General features: G+C 71.3%; 14 protein-coding genes. All 14 read right to left on the minus strand.

The features are described 5' to 3' along the window. Positions 1 to 88: 88 nt before the first annotated feature. The 14 genes from ACFYPJ_RS16260 to ACFYPJ_RS16325 all read right to left on the minus strand — a co-directional run bounded on the left by ACFYPJ_RS16260 (position 89) and on the right by ACFYPJ_RS16325 (position 13,786). Complete coding sequence (locus ACFYPJ_RS16260) at positions 89 to 871, minus strand: sirohydrochlorin chelatase (protein ID WP_389016560.1); 783 nt, start codon at positions 869 to 871, stop codon at positions 89 to 91. An 8-nt stretch (positions 872 to 879) separates the two neighbouring features. After that, positions 880 to 1,770 (minus strand): ABC transporter permease, encoded by an 891-nt coding sequence (locus tag ACFYPJ_RS16265; RefSeq protein ID WP_389016563.1) that lies wholly within the window; start codon positions 1,768 to 1,770, stop codon positions 880 to 882. Next, entirely contained in the window at positions 1,757 to 2,536 is a 780-nt protein-coding gene (locus ACFYPJ_RS16270) for an ABC transporter ATP-binding protein (RefSeq protein WP_389016565.1), read from the minus strand. The genes ACFYPJ_RS16265 and ACFYPJ_RS16270 overlap by 14 nt, the downstream gene beginning before the upstream one ends. Before the next feature lie 33 nt (positions 2,537 to 2,569). Then, entirely contained in the window at positions 2,570 to 3,682 is a 1,113-nt protein-coding gene (locus ACFYPJ_RS16275) for an aliphatic sulfonate ABC transporter substrate-binding protein (RefSeq protein WP_389016568.1), read from the minus strand. A gap of 226 nt (positions 3,683 to 3,908) precedes the next feature. Then, positions 3,909 to 5,243, minus strand: a complete 1,335-nt coding sequence (locus ACFYPJ_RS16280; protein WP_389016571.1) for a sulfate adenylyltransferase subunit 1 — start codon at positions 5,241 to 5,243, stop codon at positions 3,909 to 3,911. 2 nt (positions 5,244 to 5,245) lie between these two features. Next, positions 5,246 to 6,181, minus strand: a complete 936-nt coding sequence (cysD, locus tag ACFYPJ_RS16285) for a sulfate adenylyltransferase subunit CysD (protein ID WP_389016574.1) — start codon at positions 6,179 to 6,181, stop codon at positions 5,246 to 5,248. Beyond that, a complete protein-coding gene (gene cysC / locus ACFYPJ_RS16290; protein ID WP_389016792.1) occupies positions 6,178 to 6,714 on the minus strand; it encodes an adenylyl-sulfate kinase in 537 nt (178 codons plus the stop codon). Before cysC ends, cysD begins: the two co-directional genes overlap by 4 nt. 26 nt (positions 6,715 to 6,740) lie before the next feature. Continuing rightward, entirely contained in the window at positions 6,741 to 7,451 is a 711-nt protein-coding gene (locus tag ACFYPJ_RS16295; protein ID WP_389016577.1) for a phosphoadenylyl-sulfate reductase, read from the minus strand. Next, positions 7,448 to 7,726, minus strand: coding sequence for a hypothetical protein (locus ACFYPJ_RS16300; protein ID WP_389016580.1), 279 nt, complete (start codon positions 7,724 to 7,726; stop codon positions 7,448 to 7,450). The genes ACFYPJ_RS16295 and ACFYPJ_RS16300 overlap by 4 nt, the downstream gene beginning before the upstream one ends. After that, positions 7,723 to 9,417 (minus strand): nitrite/sulfite reductase, encoded by a 1,695-nt coding sequence (locus ACFYPJ_RS16305; RefSeq protein WP_389016583.1) that lies wholly within the window; start codon positions 9,415 to 9,417, stop codon positions 7,723 to 7,725. Before ACFYPJ_RS16305 ends, ACFYPJ_RS16300 begins: the two co-directional genes overlap by 4 nt. A 126-nt stretch (positions 9,418 to 9,543) precedes the next feature. Next, positions 9,544 to 9,627: a putative leader peptide gene (locus ACFYPJ_RS16310; protein WP_316944184.1), complete on the minus strand. Its 84-nt coding sequence runs from the start codon at positions 9,625 to 9,627 to the stop codon at positions 9,544 to 9,546. Positions 9,628 to 9,754: 127 nt separating this feature from the next. Continuing rightward, positions 9,755 to 10,327 (minus strand): GNAT family N-acetyltransferase, encoded by a 573-nt coding sequence (locus tag ACFYPJ_RS16315; protein ID WP_389016586.1) that lies wholly within the window; start codon positions 10,325 to 10,327, stop codon positions 9,755 to 9,757. A 17-nt stretch (positions 10,328 to 10,344) separates the two neighbouring features. After that, on the minus strand, positions 10,345 to 11,673 hold the full coding sequence (locus tag ACFYPJ_RS16320) for a hypothetical protein (RefSeq protein ID WP_389016589.1): 1,329 nt from the start codon (positions 11,671 to 11,673) through the stop codon (positions 10,345 to 10,347). Between the two features lie 475 nt (positions 11,674 to 12,148). Next, positions 12,149 to 13,786, minus strand: a complete 1,638-nt coding sequence (locus ACFYPJ_RS16325; protein ID WP_389016591.1) for an acyl-CoA dehydrogenase family protein — start codon at positions 13,784 to 13,786, stop codon at positions 12,149 to 12,151. Positions 13,787 to 13,887 lie beyond the last annotated feature (101 nt).

The raw sequence follows: 13,887 nt of genomic DNA on the forward strand, positions 1-13,887 counted from the left end.
GCCCGGCACCCACCTCCGCACCCCTTTTTCAGGGGCGCGGGGAACTGCGCAAACCGCCCAAAACACCCCCGCAGGCAACCACCCCCGATCACACCCCGACCGAAACCCCACCCCCCTCAGCGGAGCGCACCGCACATACACCCAAGGCCCCGTCATACCGCTCCAGCAACACCCGGGCGACCTCCGGCGCCGCCCCCAGCACGTCCGCGAGGACATCCGCATCCCGCGCGCCCCGCGCGATACGGTCCGGCAGGAACCCGGGGGCCAGAACGTACGGCGCGACAGCGACCCGCGCACAGCCGAGCGCACGCAACTCCCGCACCACGTCCTCCGTACGCGGGAACCCCACGGGCGGACCGGCGGAGGCGGACGCGGGCCGCACGGCCCGCCAGCCGGTGCGCCGCCACTCCCGTGCGAGATCCGCGATCACCTCGACCGCCTCCGGGTCGGTGGACCCGGCCGTGGCCAGCACCACCCCGGTCGAGGCCCGGTCGCCGGGCGCGACCCCGGCCTCGCGCAGCCGCCGCTCCAGCGCCGCCAGCAGCAGCGGCGCCGGCCCGAGCACCTCGGCCTGCCGGATCCGCAGCCGCGGCGGCGCGTCCCGCAGCACCGCCGGCACATCGGTCTTCGCGTGGAAGGCACGGGTGAGCAGCAGCGGCAGCGCCACCACGTCCCGTACGCCGTCCGCCGCCAGGCACTCCAGCACGCCCCGCACGGACGGCACGTCGAAGTCCAGGAAGGCGGTCGCCACCCGCAGCCCCGGCCGCAGCGACCCCACCCGCCGCACCAGGGCGTGCACGGTCGCGGCGTGCCGCGGATCACGGCTGCCGTGGGCGATCACCACGAGGGCGGGGCGGACCGGTGTGCGCACGGGGTGCCTCAGCTCCTCACCAGCAGCCCGCGGCTGCGCAGCACCCACCGCTCCAGCGGGCTGAAGATCAGCAGGTCGATGGCGATGCCGACGAACAGGATGAGCAGGATCGCCTCGAACACCATGGCCATGTCGCTCGCGTTGCGGCCGTTCTCCAGCAACTGCCCGAGGCCCACACCGAGATCCGGGAACGACGCGATGATCTCGGCGGCCATCAGCGAACGCCAGGAGAACGCCCAGCCCTGCTTCATGCCCGCCACATAGCCGGGCAGCGCGGCCGGCAGCGTGACGTACCAGGTGCCCTTGAGGCCCGTCGCGCCCATCGTGTGGCCGGCCCGCAGGAACAGCGGTGGCACCTGGTCCACGCCGGACACCAGGCCGTTGGCGATCGACGGGACCGCGCCGAGCAGGATCACCGCGTACATCATCGAGTTGTCCAGGCCGAGCCAGATCACGGCCGGCGGCACCCACGCCACCGACGGCAGCGACTGGAGCCCGGACAGGATCGGACCGATGGCCGCGCGTACCGGCCGTACCCGCGCCACCAGCAGGCCGAGCGGGGTGCCGATGACCAGCGCGAAGCAGAAGCCGAGCAGACCGCGCGAGACGCTGGTCCAGATGTAGCCGAGCAGCTTGCCCTCAAGCCAGGCAGCGTGGAACTCCTGCCCCACGGCCTTCGGGGAGGGCAGTTTGGCGGGATCGTCGACGATCTTCAGGGATATCAGCCCCTGCCAGACCACCAGGACCACCACGATCGCGACGAGCGGTGGAAGGATCTTGTCGACGAACGTCCTGCGGAACGGCGGGCGGCCCGGGTGCGCGCTCTCCAGCGCGTCGAGACCCGCCTCTATGCCCGGCAGTTCGGCGGAGTTCGTCGTCTTCGTCTCAGTGCTGGCCATGACGGCGGATCTCCCCACGCAGGACTTCGGTGATCTCGACGGACAGCTCCGCCACGGGGGCGTCCTCGACACGGCGCGGCTGCGGGATGTCGACCGTCCACTGCCGGGCCACCCGGCCCGGCCGCGAGGACAGCAGGACGACCCGCTGGGCCAGTCGCACCGCCTCCCGCACGTTGTGCGTCACGAACAGCACGGAGAGCCCGGTCTCGGTCCAGATGCGGGTGAGTTCGTCGTGCAGCACGTCCCGGGTGATGGCGTCGAGCGCCGCGAACGGCTCGTCCATCAGCAGCAGACCGCTCTCCTGGGCGAGCGAGCGGGCCAGCGCCACCCGCTGCCGCATACCGCCGGACAGCTCGTGCACGCGCTTGCCGTACGCGCCCTTCAGCCGGACCAGTTCGAGCAGTTCCTCGGCCCTGGTGCGCCGCTCGGACTTGGCGACGCCCCGCAGTTTCAGGGCGAGTTCGATGTTCTTGCCCGCGGTCAGCCACGGGAAGAGGGCGTGCTCCTGGAACATCAGGGCCGGGCGGCCGTCCGTCGTGATCGAGCCCGCGGTGGGCTCGTCGAGGCCCGCCACCAGGTTCAGCAGCGTGGACTTGCCGCAGCCCGAGGCACCCAGGAGGGTGACGAACTCGCCCGGCGCGACATCGAGGTCGATGTCGTCCAGGACGAGCTGCTGCCCGCCCGGGCCCGCGAAGGACTTCGAGACATGGGCGAGGCGTGCCGCGTGCTTCACTGACTCGGCGGCCTCGGCGTACGTCGTGGCCATGGTCGTCACCTCCTGGGTACTCGTCGGAACGGGTCAGCTGGTGCCGAGACCGGCGGCGGAGACCGGGCTTGCGCCCTCGGCCTTGAGGACCTTGTTGAGGATCGTCAGGTCGTAGATGCCGTCCAGGTCGGGCTTGGCCAGCAGGCCGGCCTTGACCGCGTGCTCCGCCTCCGTGTGCAGCGTGGCGGCCAGCGGGTCGTCGGTGACCTGGATCGACTTCCAGGCCGGGTCCAGCACATCGGCAGGCAGCGCCTTACCGGAGTCCGTCTCCAGCTGCTTGTTGGCCGCCGCCTTCGCCTGGTCCGGATCGGCCTTGATCCACTTGTTGGTCTCGACGGACGCCTTCAGTACGGCCTCGACGGCCTTCGGGTGCTCCTTGAGGAACTTCTGCGACACGATGATGTTCGTGATCACGAACTTCCCGTCCGGCCACAGCGAGGACTCGTCGAGGAGTACCTTGCCGCCCTCGGCGACCAGCTTCGACGCGGTCGGCTCCGGCACCCAGGCGCCGTCGATCGAGCCGGACTTGAACGCGTCCGGGGTCACCTTGTTGTCGCTGCGGACGACCGTGACGTCGCCCTTGCCGCTCTGCGCGTCGACCTTCCAGCCCTGGTCCGCGATCCAGTTGAGGAACGCCACGTCCTGCGTGTTGCCGAGCTGAGGCGTGGCTATCTTCCTGCCCTTGACGTCCTTCAGGGACTTGATCTTGTCCGGGTCGACGACGAGCTTCACCCCGCCGGAGGCCGAACCGCCGATGATCTTCAGGCTCTTGCCGTTCGACTGGGTGTAGCCGTTGATCGAGGGGGAGGGGCCGATCCAGCCGATGTCGATGGCACCGGCGTTCAGCGCCTCGATCTCGGAGGGGCCCGCGTTGAAGGTGGCGTACTGGGCCCTGGTGGCCCCCAGCTCCTTCTGGAAGAAGCCCTTCTGGTTGCCGACCAGCGCGGTCGCGTGGGTCAGATTGCCGAAGTAGCCGATCTTGACGGAGTCCAGGCCGTCGATCTTCTCGGCGCCCGCGGCGACCTTCTGGCCCGCGGAGCTGTCGGTGGACTGGGAGCCGTAACCGCAGGCGGCGAGTGCGAGGAGGGGGAGCGCGGTGGCCGCGGCGAGCGTGCGGCGCAGTGCGGGGGAGCTGTTGGCAGGCACGGGAGGGGTTCCTCTCGTTGGCCCGGCGGTCACGGTCTGTCAGGGCGTGGCCGGGAGGTCGGCAGGTCTTCGGACAGCGGCGTGGGGGGTGCGGGCGCGCAGGCAGTGCGCGTACGTCAGCGCACACATCGGGCCACTCCGCCCTGCCCGCTGCCGCGGGCGCCGCTGCCGACACGCCCGCCCTCCTTGGCGAAGGTCGAGAAGAAGTCGGTCGACGAGGTCACGGTCAGAAGTCCCAGCCGTCGTTTCCGGCCTGGTCCTTGACCGGTTCGGGCGCGGCGAAGGACTCGCCGACCATGCCCGCGGTCAGCGTCGTGCCGTCGCTCGGGTCGATCAGGATGAACGAGCCGGTGCGGCGCGAGTCGGCGTACGAGTCGAGCGGCAGCGGTTCGGCGGTGCGGATCTTGACCCGGCCGATGTCGTTGGCGACGAGCTGTCCCGGGTGCGGGTGCAGGGAGAGGTCGTCGAGGGTGAGGCGGGAGGGGATGTCCTTCACGATCGCCTTGACGGTGCGGGTGCCGTGCTTGAGCAGCACCCGGTGGCCGACGCCCAGCGGCTGGTCGGCGACGTGGCAGACGGTCGCTTCGACGTCCTGGGTGACGTCCGGCGCGTCCTTGCTCGGCACGATCAGATCGCCGCGTGAGACGTCGATGTCGTCCTCCAGCAGGACCGTCACCGACTGGGTGGTCCAGGCCGCTTCGACCGGTGTGCCGAGCACGTCGATGCCGCTGATCCGGGAGGTCCGGCCGGCCGGCAGGACCGTCACCTCCTCGCCCAGGCGGAAGGAGCCGGCCGCGATCTGGCCGGCGTAGCCGCGGTAGTCGGGGTGCTCGGCGGTCTGCGGCCGGATGACGTACTGCACGGGCAGCCGGGCGTGGCAGTGCGCCAGGTCGTGGCTGACCGGGACGGTCTCCAGGTGTTCGAGGACGGTCGGGCCGCCGTACCAGTCCATGGTGGCGGAGGGCTCCACCACGTTGTCGCCGACCAGCGCCGAGATCGGTATCGCGGTGACCTCGGGGACGCCGAGATCGGTGGCGTACGCGGTGAACTCCTCCGCGATTCGCGCGAAGACGGGCTCCCGGTAGCCGACGAGGTCCATCTTGTTGACGGCGAGGACGGCGTGGGGGACGCGCAGGAGGGCGGCGATGGCCGCGTGGCGGCGGGTCTGTTCTACGACGCCGTTGCGGGCGTCGACGAGGATGACGGTGAGTTCGGCGGTGGAGGCGCCGGTGACCATGTTGCGGGTGTACTGCACGTGGCCGGGGGTGTCGGCGAGGATGAAACGGCGCCGGGGGGTGGCGAAGTAGCGGTAGGCGACGTCGATGGTGATGCCCTGTTCCCGTTCGGCGCGCAGTCCGTCGGTGAGCAGGGCGAGGTCGGGGGTGTCCTTGCCGCGGCTGAGGGAGGCGTGTTCGACGGCTTCGAGCTGGTCGGTGAGGACCGATTTGGAGTCGTGCAGCAGACGTCCGACGAGGGTGGACTTGCCGTCGTCGACGGACCCGGCGGTGGCGAACCGCAGCAGTGTGGTGGCCTGGAGTTCCTCGGCCGTCGTCGTGCTCATGTCTAGAAGTACCCCTCGCGCTTGCGGTCTTCCATCGCGGCTTCGGAGAGTTTGTCGTCGGCGCGGGTGGCGCCGCGTTCGGTCAGCCGGGAGGCGGTGATCTCGGCGATGACCTTGTCGATGGTGTCGGCGTCGGAGTCGACGGCGCCGGTGCAGGACATGTCGCCGACGGTGCGGTAGCGGACCTGTCGCTTCTCGACCGTCTCGCCGTCCTTCGGGCCGCCCCAGTCGCCGGCCGTCAGCCACATCCCGTCCCGTCGGAAGACCTCGCGCTCGTGCGCGTAGTAGATCTCGGGCAGGGCGATGTCCTCGCGGGCGATGTACTGCCAGACGTCGAGTTCGGTCCAGTTGGAGAGGGGGAAGACGCGGACGTGTTCGCCGGGGGCGTGGCGGCCGTTGTAGAGGTTCCAGAGTTCGGGGCGCTGGCGGCGGGGGTCCCACTGGGAGAACTCGTCGCGCAGCGAGAAGACGCGCTCCTTGGCGCGGGCCTTTTCCTCGTCCCGGCGTCCGCCGCCGAAGACGGCGTCGAACTTCTCGTGCTGGATCTTCTCGGTGAGGGGGAGGGTCTGGAGGGGGTTGCGGGTGCCGTCGGGGCGTTCCTTGAGGGCGCCGCGGTCGATGTAGTCCTGGACGGAGGCGATGTAAAGGCGCAGGCCGTGGGCGGTGGCGGTGCGGTCGCGGTGGTCGAGGACCTCGGGGAAGTTGTGGCCGGTGTCGACGTGCAGGAGGGCGAAGGGCACGGGGGCGGGGGCGAAGGACTTGAGGGCGAGGTGGAGCATGACGATGGAGTCCTTGCCGCCGGAGAAGAGGATCACCGGTCGTTCGAACTCGCCCGCGACCTCGCGGAAGATGTGCACCGCCTCCGACTCAAGCGCGTCCAGGTGCGACAGGGAGTACGGCGTGTCCGTGCCCTCTCCGGGCCGCGCGAGCGTCGTCATGCCAGTCCCCTCTCACTGAGCAGTGCGTACACCGCCGCCGCCGACTCCTGCACGGTCTGGTGCTGCGACTCGATCCGCAGATCGGGCTTCTCCGGGTCCTCGTACGGGTCGTCGACCCCGGTCAGACCGGTCAGCTCGCCCGCCGCCTGCCTGGCGTACAGGCCCTTCACATCGCGTACGGAGCACACCTCGACCGGCGTCGCCACATGCACCTCGACGTACGACGTGCCGTTCGCCTCGTGGCGCCCCCGGACCGCCGCGCGGCTGTCGGCGTACGGTGCGATCACCGGGACGAGCGCCTTGACGCCGTTGCGGGCCAGGAGTTCGGCGAGGAAGCCGACGCGCTGCACATGGGTGTGCCGGTCCGCGCGGCTGAAGCCGAGGCCCGCCGAGATGAATTCGCGGATCTCGTCGCCGTCGAGCACCTCGACGAGGTGGCCCGCCGCGCGCAGCCGGCCGGCCAGTTCCTGGGCGATGGTGGTCTTGCCGGCGCTCGGCAGACCCGTGAGCCAGACGGTGGCCCCGGTCGTCACGTGTGTCTCCTGGGTCTCGGTGATCGTCATTCGTGCAGCCCGCACTCGGTCTTGGCGCGTCCGGCCCAGCGGCCCGCCCGCATGTCCTCGCCCGCCAGCACCCGGCGGGTGCAGGGCGCGCAGCCTATGGAGGTGTAGCCGTCCATCAGCAGCGGGTTGGTGAGTACACCGTGTTCGGCGACGTAGGCGTCCACGTCGTCCTGGGACCAGCGGGCGATCGGGGCGATCTTGACCTTCTGCCGCCGTTCGTCCCAGCCGACCACCGGGGTGTTCGCCCGGGTCGGCGACTCGTCGCGGCGCAGACCGGTCGCCCAGGCCCGGTAGTTGCTGAGCCCCTCCTCCAGGGGCAGCACCTTGCGCAGCCGGCAGCACAGGTCGGGATCGCGGTCGTGCAGCTTCGGGCCGTACTCGGCGTCCTGTTCGGCGACCGAGCGGCGCGGGGTGAGGGTGATGACGTTGACGTCCATCACGGCCTCGACCGCGTCCCGGGTGCCGATGGTCTCGGGGAAGTGGTAGCCGGTGTCGAGGAACACCACGTCCACGCCCTTCAGGACGCGCGAGGCCAGATGGGCGACCACCGCGTCCTCCATCGAGGACGTCACACAGAAGCCGCGGCCGAACGTGTCGGCCGCCCACCCGAGGATGTCGAGTGCGGAGGCGTCCTCCAGTTCGCGGCCCGCCCGTTCGGCGAGGCTCCGCAACTTCTCGCTCCTGCGTTCTTCCTGAGCCGTGTTCATGTTCGGTCATCCCCTCCGTTGTCGGAGTGCCGGAGGCCGCCCTCGTCGGAGGAGTCCGCCTGCGGCGTGCTCCGAGCGCTCCCGCGGCCCACACCGCGGGCCAGCAGCCCGAGGAACTTCAACTGGAAGCCGCGGTTGCACGCCGCGCACTCCCAGGCGCTTCCCCCGGACCGGTGGCCGTGCCCGGTCAGGGGGGACGCCGCTGTCGGCTCGCTGGGACGCAGATCTTCGTCGCCGCAGTAAGGACAGTAGAAAGGGGCGGCCCGCTCGCTCATGAGAGGGCCTCCTCGTCGGCCCGGGCGGTCCAGGCGGCGAACCGCTCGCCGTCCTCGCGCTCGGCCAGGAAGCGCCTGAGGACCCGCTCCACGTACTGCGGCAGTTCCTCGGACGTCACCTTCAGCCCGCGCACCTTGCGGCCGAAGCCGGCCTCCAGGCCGAGCGCGCCGCCCAGGTGCACCTGGAAGCCCTCGACCTGGTTGCCGTCGCCGTCCAGGACCAACTGGCCCTTGAGTCCGATGTCCGCGACCTGGATGCGGGCGCAGGCGTTCGGGCAGCCGTTGACGTTGATGGTGATCGGCTCGTCGAAGTCGGGGAGGCGGCGTTCCAGTTCCTCGATGAGCGCCGCGCCGCGCACCTTCGTCTCGACGATGGCCAGCTTGCAGAACTCGATCCCCGTGCAGGCCATGGTGCCGCGCCGGAACGGGGACGGGTGCACGGTGAGGTCCAGCGACTCCAGCCCCTCGACCAGCGAGTCGACCTGTTCCTCGGCGACGTCGAGCACGATCATCTTCTGCTCGGCGGTGGTACGCACCCGGCCGGAGCCGTGTGCCTCGGCGAGGTCGGCGATCTTCGCCAGCGTGGTGCCGTCCACGCGGCCGACCCGCGGGGCGAAGCCGACGTAGAACCGGCCGTCCCGCTGCCGGTGCACCCCCACGTGGTCGCGCCACCGCTCGACGGGCTGGGCGGGCGCCGGGCCGTCGGTCAGCTTCCGCTTCAGGTACTCGTCCTCCAGCACTTGCCGGAACTTCTCCACGCCCCAGTCCGCGACCAGGAACTTCAGCCGCGCCCGGGTGCGCAGCCGGCGGTAGCCGTAGTCACGGAAGACCGAGACGACGCCCTCGTGGACGTCCGGGACCTCGTCGAGCGGGACCCAGGCGCCGAGCCGCTGCCCGATCTTCGGGTTGGTGGACAGACCGCCGCCGACCCACACGTCGAAGCCGGGCCCGTGCTCGGGGTGCACGACGCCCACGAACGCCACGTCGTTGATCTCGTGCGCCACGTCGAGCAGCGGCGAGCCGGAGACCGCGGTCTTGAACTTGCGGGGCAGGTTGGAGAAGTTCTTGTTGCCGATGATCCGGCGGTGGATCTCCTCGATGGCCGGGGTGCCGTCGATGATCTCGTCCTCGGCGATGCCGGCGACGGGCGAGCCGAGGATGACGCGCGGCGTGTCGCCGCAGGCTTCGGTGGTCGAAAGACCGACGGCCTCCAGGCGGTTCCAGATCTCCGGGACGTCCTCGATCCGGATCCAGTGGTACTGGACGTTCTGCCGGTCGGTGATGTCCGCGGTGCCGCGGGCGAACTCCTGGGAGATCTCGCCGATGACCTTCAACTGCCGGGTGGTGAGGCGTCCGCCGTCGATCCGCACCCGGAGCATGAAGCAGCTGTCGTCCAGTTCCTCCGGTTCCAGGATCGCGGTCTTGCCGCCGTCGATCCCTTGCCGGCGCTGGGTGTACAGACCCCACCAGCGCATCCGGCCCCGCAGGTCGTTGGGGTCGATGGAGTCGAAACCGCGTTTCGAGTAGATCGTCTCAATCCGTGTCCGCACATTGAGACCGTCGTCGTCCTTCTTGAACTGTTCGTTGCCGTTGAGCGGGGTGAAGTGGCCCGCGGCCCACTGGCCCTCTCCGCGATGACGGCTCACCTTGCGGCGGGGCGCGGAGGCAGGGTTCTGTGGCGTGGCGGCCATGGCGAGTACGTCCTTCGGGACAGGCGGAATACGGCTCTGACCTGCGCGGTAGGCGCATGGAGCATACGTGTGAGGCCTTTGCGCGGAAAGCGGTCAAAGGCGTGAGATGTCGAGGTCGCGGGGCTGTCAGCTCGCCGGACAGATGGCGCTGGACATGCGGCAGAGGTCGACGTGCCGCCGACTCACCAAGGCAATTCCAGTTCCGGACATGACGGAAGCGTGTCACGGCGATCTGGACGCAGTCCAGCATTGCCCGCTATGTGGACGTCATCGTCTCGGAATGCGATATGGGCGTGTGATCGGTCACACGTTCTGCGAGAGGTCTTGTCGATGCAGGTCAGACGGGGTAGGCGCCGGGCCAGGGCCCCGGCGTGGTCACCACGCGCTCCTCGTCGACCTTGGTGTCGAACAGCCGGAATCCCCGGCGCAGATAGTTGTCCATCGCATACGCGCCGTCCTGGCTGCACGTATGCAGCCAGACCCGTTTCGTCAAAGTCCGCTCGGGCCAGCGCTCCGCCAGGTCCCAGGCGCGGGCCGTGCCGTACGACAGCAGATGACCGCCGATCAGCCGCCCCCGGAAGGCCGGCAGCAGGCCGAAGTAGACGATCTCCACGACGCCGTCGTCCTGCGGATCCAGTTCCACGTAACCGGCGGGCGTGCCCCGGTCCAGGGCGACCCAGGTCTCCACGCCGGGCCGGTCCAGGTGCTCCAGCCACCGGGCGTGGCTCCAGCCGAGCCGGTCGGTCCAGCGGATGTCGCCGCCGACCGAGGCATAGAGGAAACGGCTGAACTCGGGGGAGGAGACCTCGGCACGGACGATCCGGACGTCCCCGTCGGGTGCGGCGGCGGGCAGCAGATCGGTCGGGGCGGTCTGCTCCAGCGACCAGGTGGTCACGGCGACGGTGCTCATGCGGGCCAGGGAACCAGCTAACCCAGCGACTTGTCGACACCGGTCAGCGGGACGGTGAACAGCATGCGGTCCGTCATCGACCACACCTCGCCCGTCTGCGGCACGTAGGACAGCGACCTGGTGTGCTGCGCCCAGCAGTGGTGCGTCGCGTCCGAGCCGCAGCGTGCCGCCCGCGCGCCCGCCGAGTCCAGGCGCCACAGACTGCCGTGGCCCTTGGGGTCGGCGGGTGGATGCGCGAGGTACCAGGTGGTGCGGGCCGACCCCGGTGGCTGGTAGGAGAGCACGCCGCGGATCCGGTGGGCCCGCGTCGTGTACGCCTCCACCGCGTCCGCCCGCCCCGCGGCGTCTATGGCGAGAAGGCCGCTGCGGGCCGGGTCCGAACTGAACGAGTACCGCCACAGGCGGGCCCGCCGGTCGCTGCCGGTGGCGGTGCCCTCGCCGAGGACCAGGCTGTCGGGGGCGGTCGCGCGGTCCAGGGAGATCGTGCCGGGGCACGGCGAGCCGGTCGCGGTGCATCCCCCGGCGGGGTAGCGGTAGGCGGCCACCGCGGGCATGACGTACCGGTAGCCGTCGGCCGACCAGCCGCCCGGCACCCGGCCGATCGCCGCGGCGTCGACCGTGGTGCGCTGGATGCGGTCCAGGTCGTAGACGTAGAGCGCGTCGGCGCTGCCCGCGCCCGTGGTGACCAGCAGCTTGTCCTGGTACCAGACCATGCCGGAGACCTGGGAGGACAGTCCCCGGTAGTCACGGCCGTCCGTGGTGGGGACCACGAGGAGCACCCAGCGGTAGGCGAGGTGGGCGGGGTCGTCGGCGTCCACGAAGGCGACCCGGGCGAGCCCCCGGTCGCCGCTGGGTCCGGGCGCCGTGTGCGTCGAGCCCGCGAGCACCACCCGGTGCTCGCCCCACAGGCCGTCGGCGTCCGCGTCCGCGGAGGTGGTCACCGACGACGGCCGCCAGTCCCGCGTGGCGTCGGCGCGGTCCCAGCAGTACGCCCGGTCGGCCGCCGGCGCGACGGGCAGCGACTCGCGGTCGCCCTCGGTGCAGTCGGGCGCGTTGCGCAGGGTGCGGTCGGCGCTGCGCAGGACGGCGTCGACGTCGACCGGACGGCCCATCGCCGAGGTCAGCCGGTCCAGCGTCCGGTACGGCACCGGCTGCTCCTGGAGCCGCAGCTGCGCGGTGTCGGCGGCGGAGGTCAGCGGTTTGAGCGAGCCGGGGTCGTCGGGGATCGTGGCCTGCGAGGCGCTGATCAGGGTGGCGGTCGCGGTGAGCGCGAGCGCGGTCCCGGCCAGGACCGCGCGCAGTGCCTTGCCCCGCTTGCGCCTGCGATGTCTGCCGCGATGCTGCATAGTTCCTCCCGAGGCGGGCCAACTGCGCCTGATGGTCCGTACGTTGACCGAGGAGCAGGTGGGGAAGCCCGTACCAGGATGCTACGACAGGTGCGGCCCCCGGCGGTCGAAGACCCTGCAAATATGCGGTAGATACCGCTGGATGTGCCGAATCGGATGCACTGCATATGCCACCGGCCCTATCCTTCACCTCCCGTGCGCCGCCCTGCCGGCCGCGGCGGCGCCCGGGAGGCGGGCAGGCGGATACGCCGGACGGAGGCAGCGACACGCCCGGACATACCGGACGTCTGCGCACCTTGCCGGCCTTCCTCGTCGCACCCGGCGGTTGCACCGCAGGGATGCGTCCCGCCCGCACCCCGTACGGGCATCGGCCCGGCCGGAAAGCACCGGCGTCCTGGGACCCCGCCCCCGCCGGGGCATGGCCACGACCGCCCCTCCCGGTGGACGCGCCCGCCTCCGCCCGGAGGGGAACCGCTCAGGACTCGGGCCGTGCCCGGTCCACCACCGTCGCCAGGTCCAGGGAGTGCGGCAGGGTGCCGAACGCGGAACCCCAGTCGCCGCCCAGGCGGGACGCGCAGAACGCGTCGGCGACCTCAGGGGGCGCGTACCGCACCAGCAGTGAGCCCTGGAGGACCAGCGCCATGCGTTCCACCAGACGCCGGGCGTGTCCCTCGGCGTTCTCCAGGTCGCCCAGTTCGGCCAGCAGGTCCTTCACCGCCCCGTCCAGCCGGCGGTCGGCGCCGCGTGCCTTGCCGGCCTCCAGCAGGAAGGCGTCCAGCGACTGCGGTTCACGGAGCAGCGCCCGCAGCACGTCCAGCGCCTGCACATTCCCGGCGCCCTCCCAGACGGAGTTGAGCGGCGACTCGCGCACCAGCCGGGGCAGCCCCGACTCCTCGACGTAGCCGTTGCCGCCCAGGCACTCGGCCGCCTCCACCGCCACCGGCGCACACCGCTTGGTCACCCAGTACTTGGCGGCCGGCACCGCGAGCCGCAGCAGCGCCCGTTCCCGCTCGCTCCCGTCGTCGCAGGCGGCGGCCAGCCGCAGCGCGAGCGTCGTCGCCGCCTCCGACTCCAGGGCGAGATCGGCCAGCACGTTGCGCATCAACGGCTTGTCGACCAGCTTGCCGCCGAAGGCCGCACGGTGCGTGCAGTGGTGCACGGCCTGCGCCACCGCCTGCCGCATCAGCCCCGCCGAGCCCAGCACGCAGTCCAGCCGGGTGGCGGCGACCATCTCGATGATCGTCCGCACCCCGCGGCCCTCCTCGCCCACCCGGCGAGCCCAGGTCCCCGCGAACTCGACCTCGGCGGACGCGTTCGACCGGTTGCCCAGTTTGTCCTTGAGCCGTTGGAGGAGGAAGACGTTGCGGCTGCCGTCCGCCAGCACCCGCGGCACCAGGAAGCAGGTCAGCCCCTCCGGTGCCTGCGCCAGCACCAGGAACCCGTCGGACATGGGGGCCGAGCAGAACCACTTGTGCCCGGTCAGTTCGTACGTCCCCGGTTCGGCGAGCGGCCGGGCCGCCGTCGTGTTCGCCCGTACGTCGCTGCCGCCCTGCTTCTCGGTCATGGCCATCCCGAAGACCGCGCCGGGCTTCTCCCCCGCGGGCCGCAGACCGCGCTCGTAGATCGTGGACGTCAGCCGGGGCTCCCACTCGGCGGCGAGCGCGGGATCGGCGCGCAGCGCGGGCACCGCCGCGTGCGTCATCGACAGCGGGCAGCAGGTGCCGGCCTCCACCTGGGTCCAGACCAGGAATCCGGCGGCCCGCCGCACCTGCCCGGCGGGCCGGACCCAGGCGGTGGTCAGCCCGGCCGAGATTCCCTTGCCCAGCAGCCGGTGCCAGGCCGGGTGGAAGTCGACCTCGTCGATCCGGTGGCCGTAGCGGTCGTGGGTGCGCAGCCGCGGCAGGTGCTCGTTCGCCTGCACCGCCCACTCCTGCAACTGGGCCGAGCCGGCGGCCCGGCCGAGCGCCGACAACTCCTCGCGCACCTCGTCGAGCAGGTCGGGGCCGGTGTGCCGTTCGACCGCCTCGCTCAGGGCCCGGTCGGCGGTGAACACGTCGTATCCGACCAGCGGCGGCGGCTGGTTCGTCACGGTGTGCGTGGTGGTGCCTGCCATGTCTGCGAACCTATCCCGGGGTGACGGCGGGGGCACCACAGTGACACAGGGGGCGGCGCCCGGCGCCCCACCAGGGCAGCGCGGGCCCGCGGCGCTCCCCG

The sequence above is a fragment of the Streptomyces sp. NPDC006012 genome (assembly GCF_042871185.1).
Taxonomy (GTDB): domain Bacteria; phylum Actinomycetota; class Actinomycetes; order Streptomycetales; family Streptomycetaceae; genus Streptomyces.

Coding starts and splice junctions, on each gene's coding strand:
- ACFYPJ_RS16320 (WP_389016589.1), bottom strand. CDS start 11,673: ATGCAGCATCGCGGCAGACATCGCAGGCGCAAGCGGGGCAAGGCACTG.
- ACFYPJ_RS16265 (WP_389016563.1), bottom strand. CDS start 1,770: ATGGCCAGCACTGAGACGAAGACGACGAACTCCGCCGAACTGCCGGGC.
- ACFYPJ_RS16295 (WP_389016577.1), bottom strand. CDS start 7,451: ATGAACACGGCTCAGGAAGAACGCAGGAGCGAGAAGTTGCGGAGCCTC.
- ACFYPJ_RS16280 (WP_389016571.1), bottom strand. CDS start 5,243: ATGAGCACGACGACGGCCGAGGAACTCCAGGCCACCACACTGCTGCGG.
- ACFYPJ_RS16315 (WP_389016586.1), bottom strand. CDS start 10,327: ATGAGCACCGTCGCCGTGACCACCTGGTCGCTGGAGCAGACCGCCCCG.
- cysD (WP_389016574.1), bottom strand. CDS start 6,181: ATGACGACGCTCGCGCGGCCCGGAGAGGGCACGGACACGCCGTACTCC.
- ACFYPJ_RS16305 (WP_389016583.1), bottom strand. CDS start 9,417: ATGGCCGCCACGCCACAGAACCCTGCCTCCGCGCCCCGCCGCAAGGTG.
- ACFYPJ_RS16325 (WP_389016591.1), bottom strand. CDS start 13,786: ATGGCAGGCACCACCACGCACACCGTGACGAACCAGCCGCCGCCGCTG.
- ACFYPJ_RS16300 (WP_389016580.1), bottom strand. CDS start 7,726: ATGAGCGAGCGGGCCGCCCCTTTCTACTGTCCTTACTGCGGCGACGAA.
- ACFYPJ_RS16310 (WP_316944184.1), bottom strand. CDS start 9,627: ATGTCCGGAACTGGAATTGCCTTGGTGAGTCGGCGGCACGTCGACCTC.
- ACFYPJ_RS16270 (WP_389016565.1), bottom strand. CDS start 2,536: ATGGCCACGACGTACGCCGAGGCCGCCGAGTCAGTGAAGCACGCGGCA.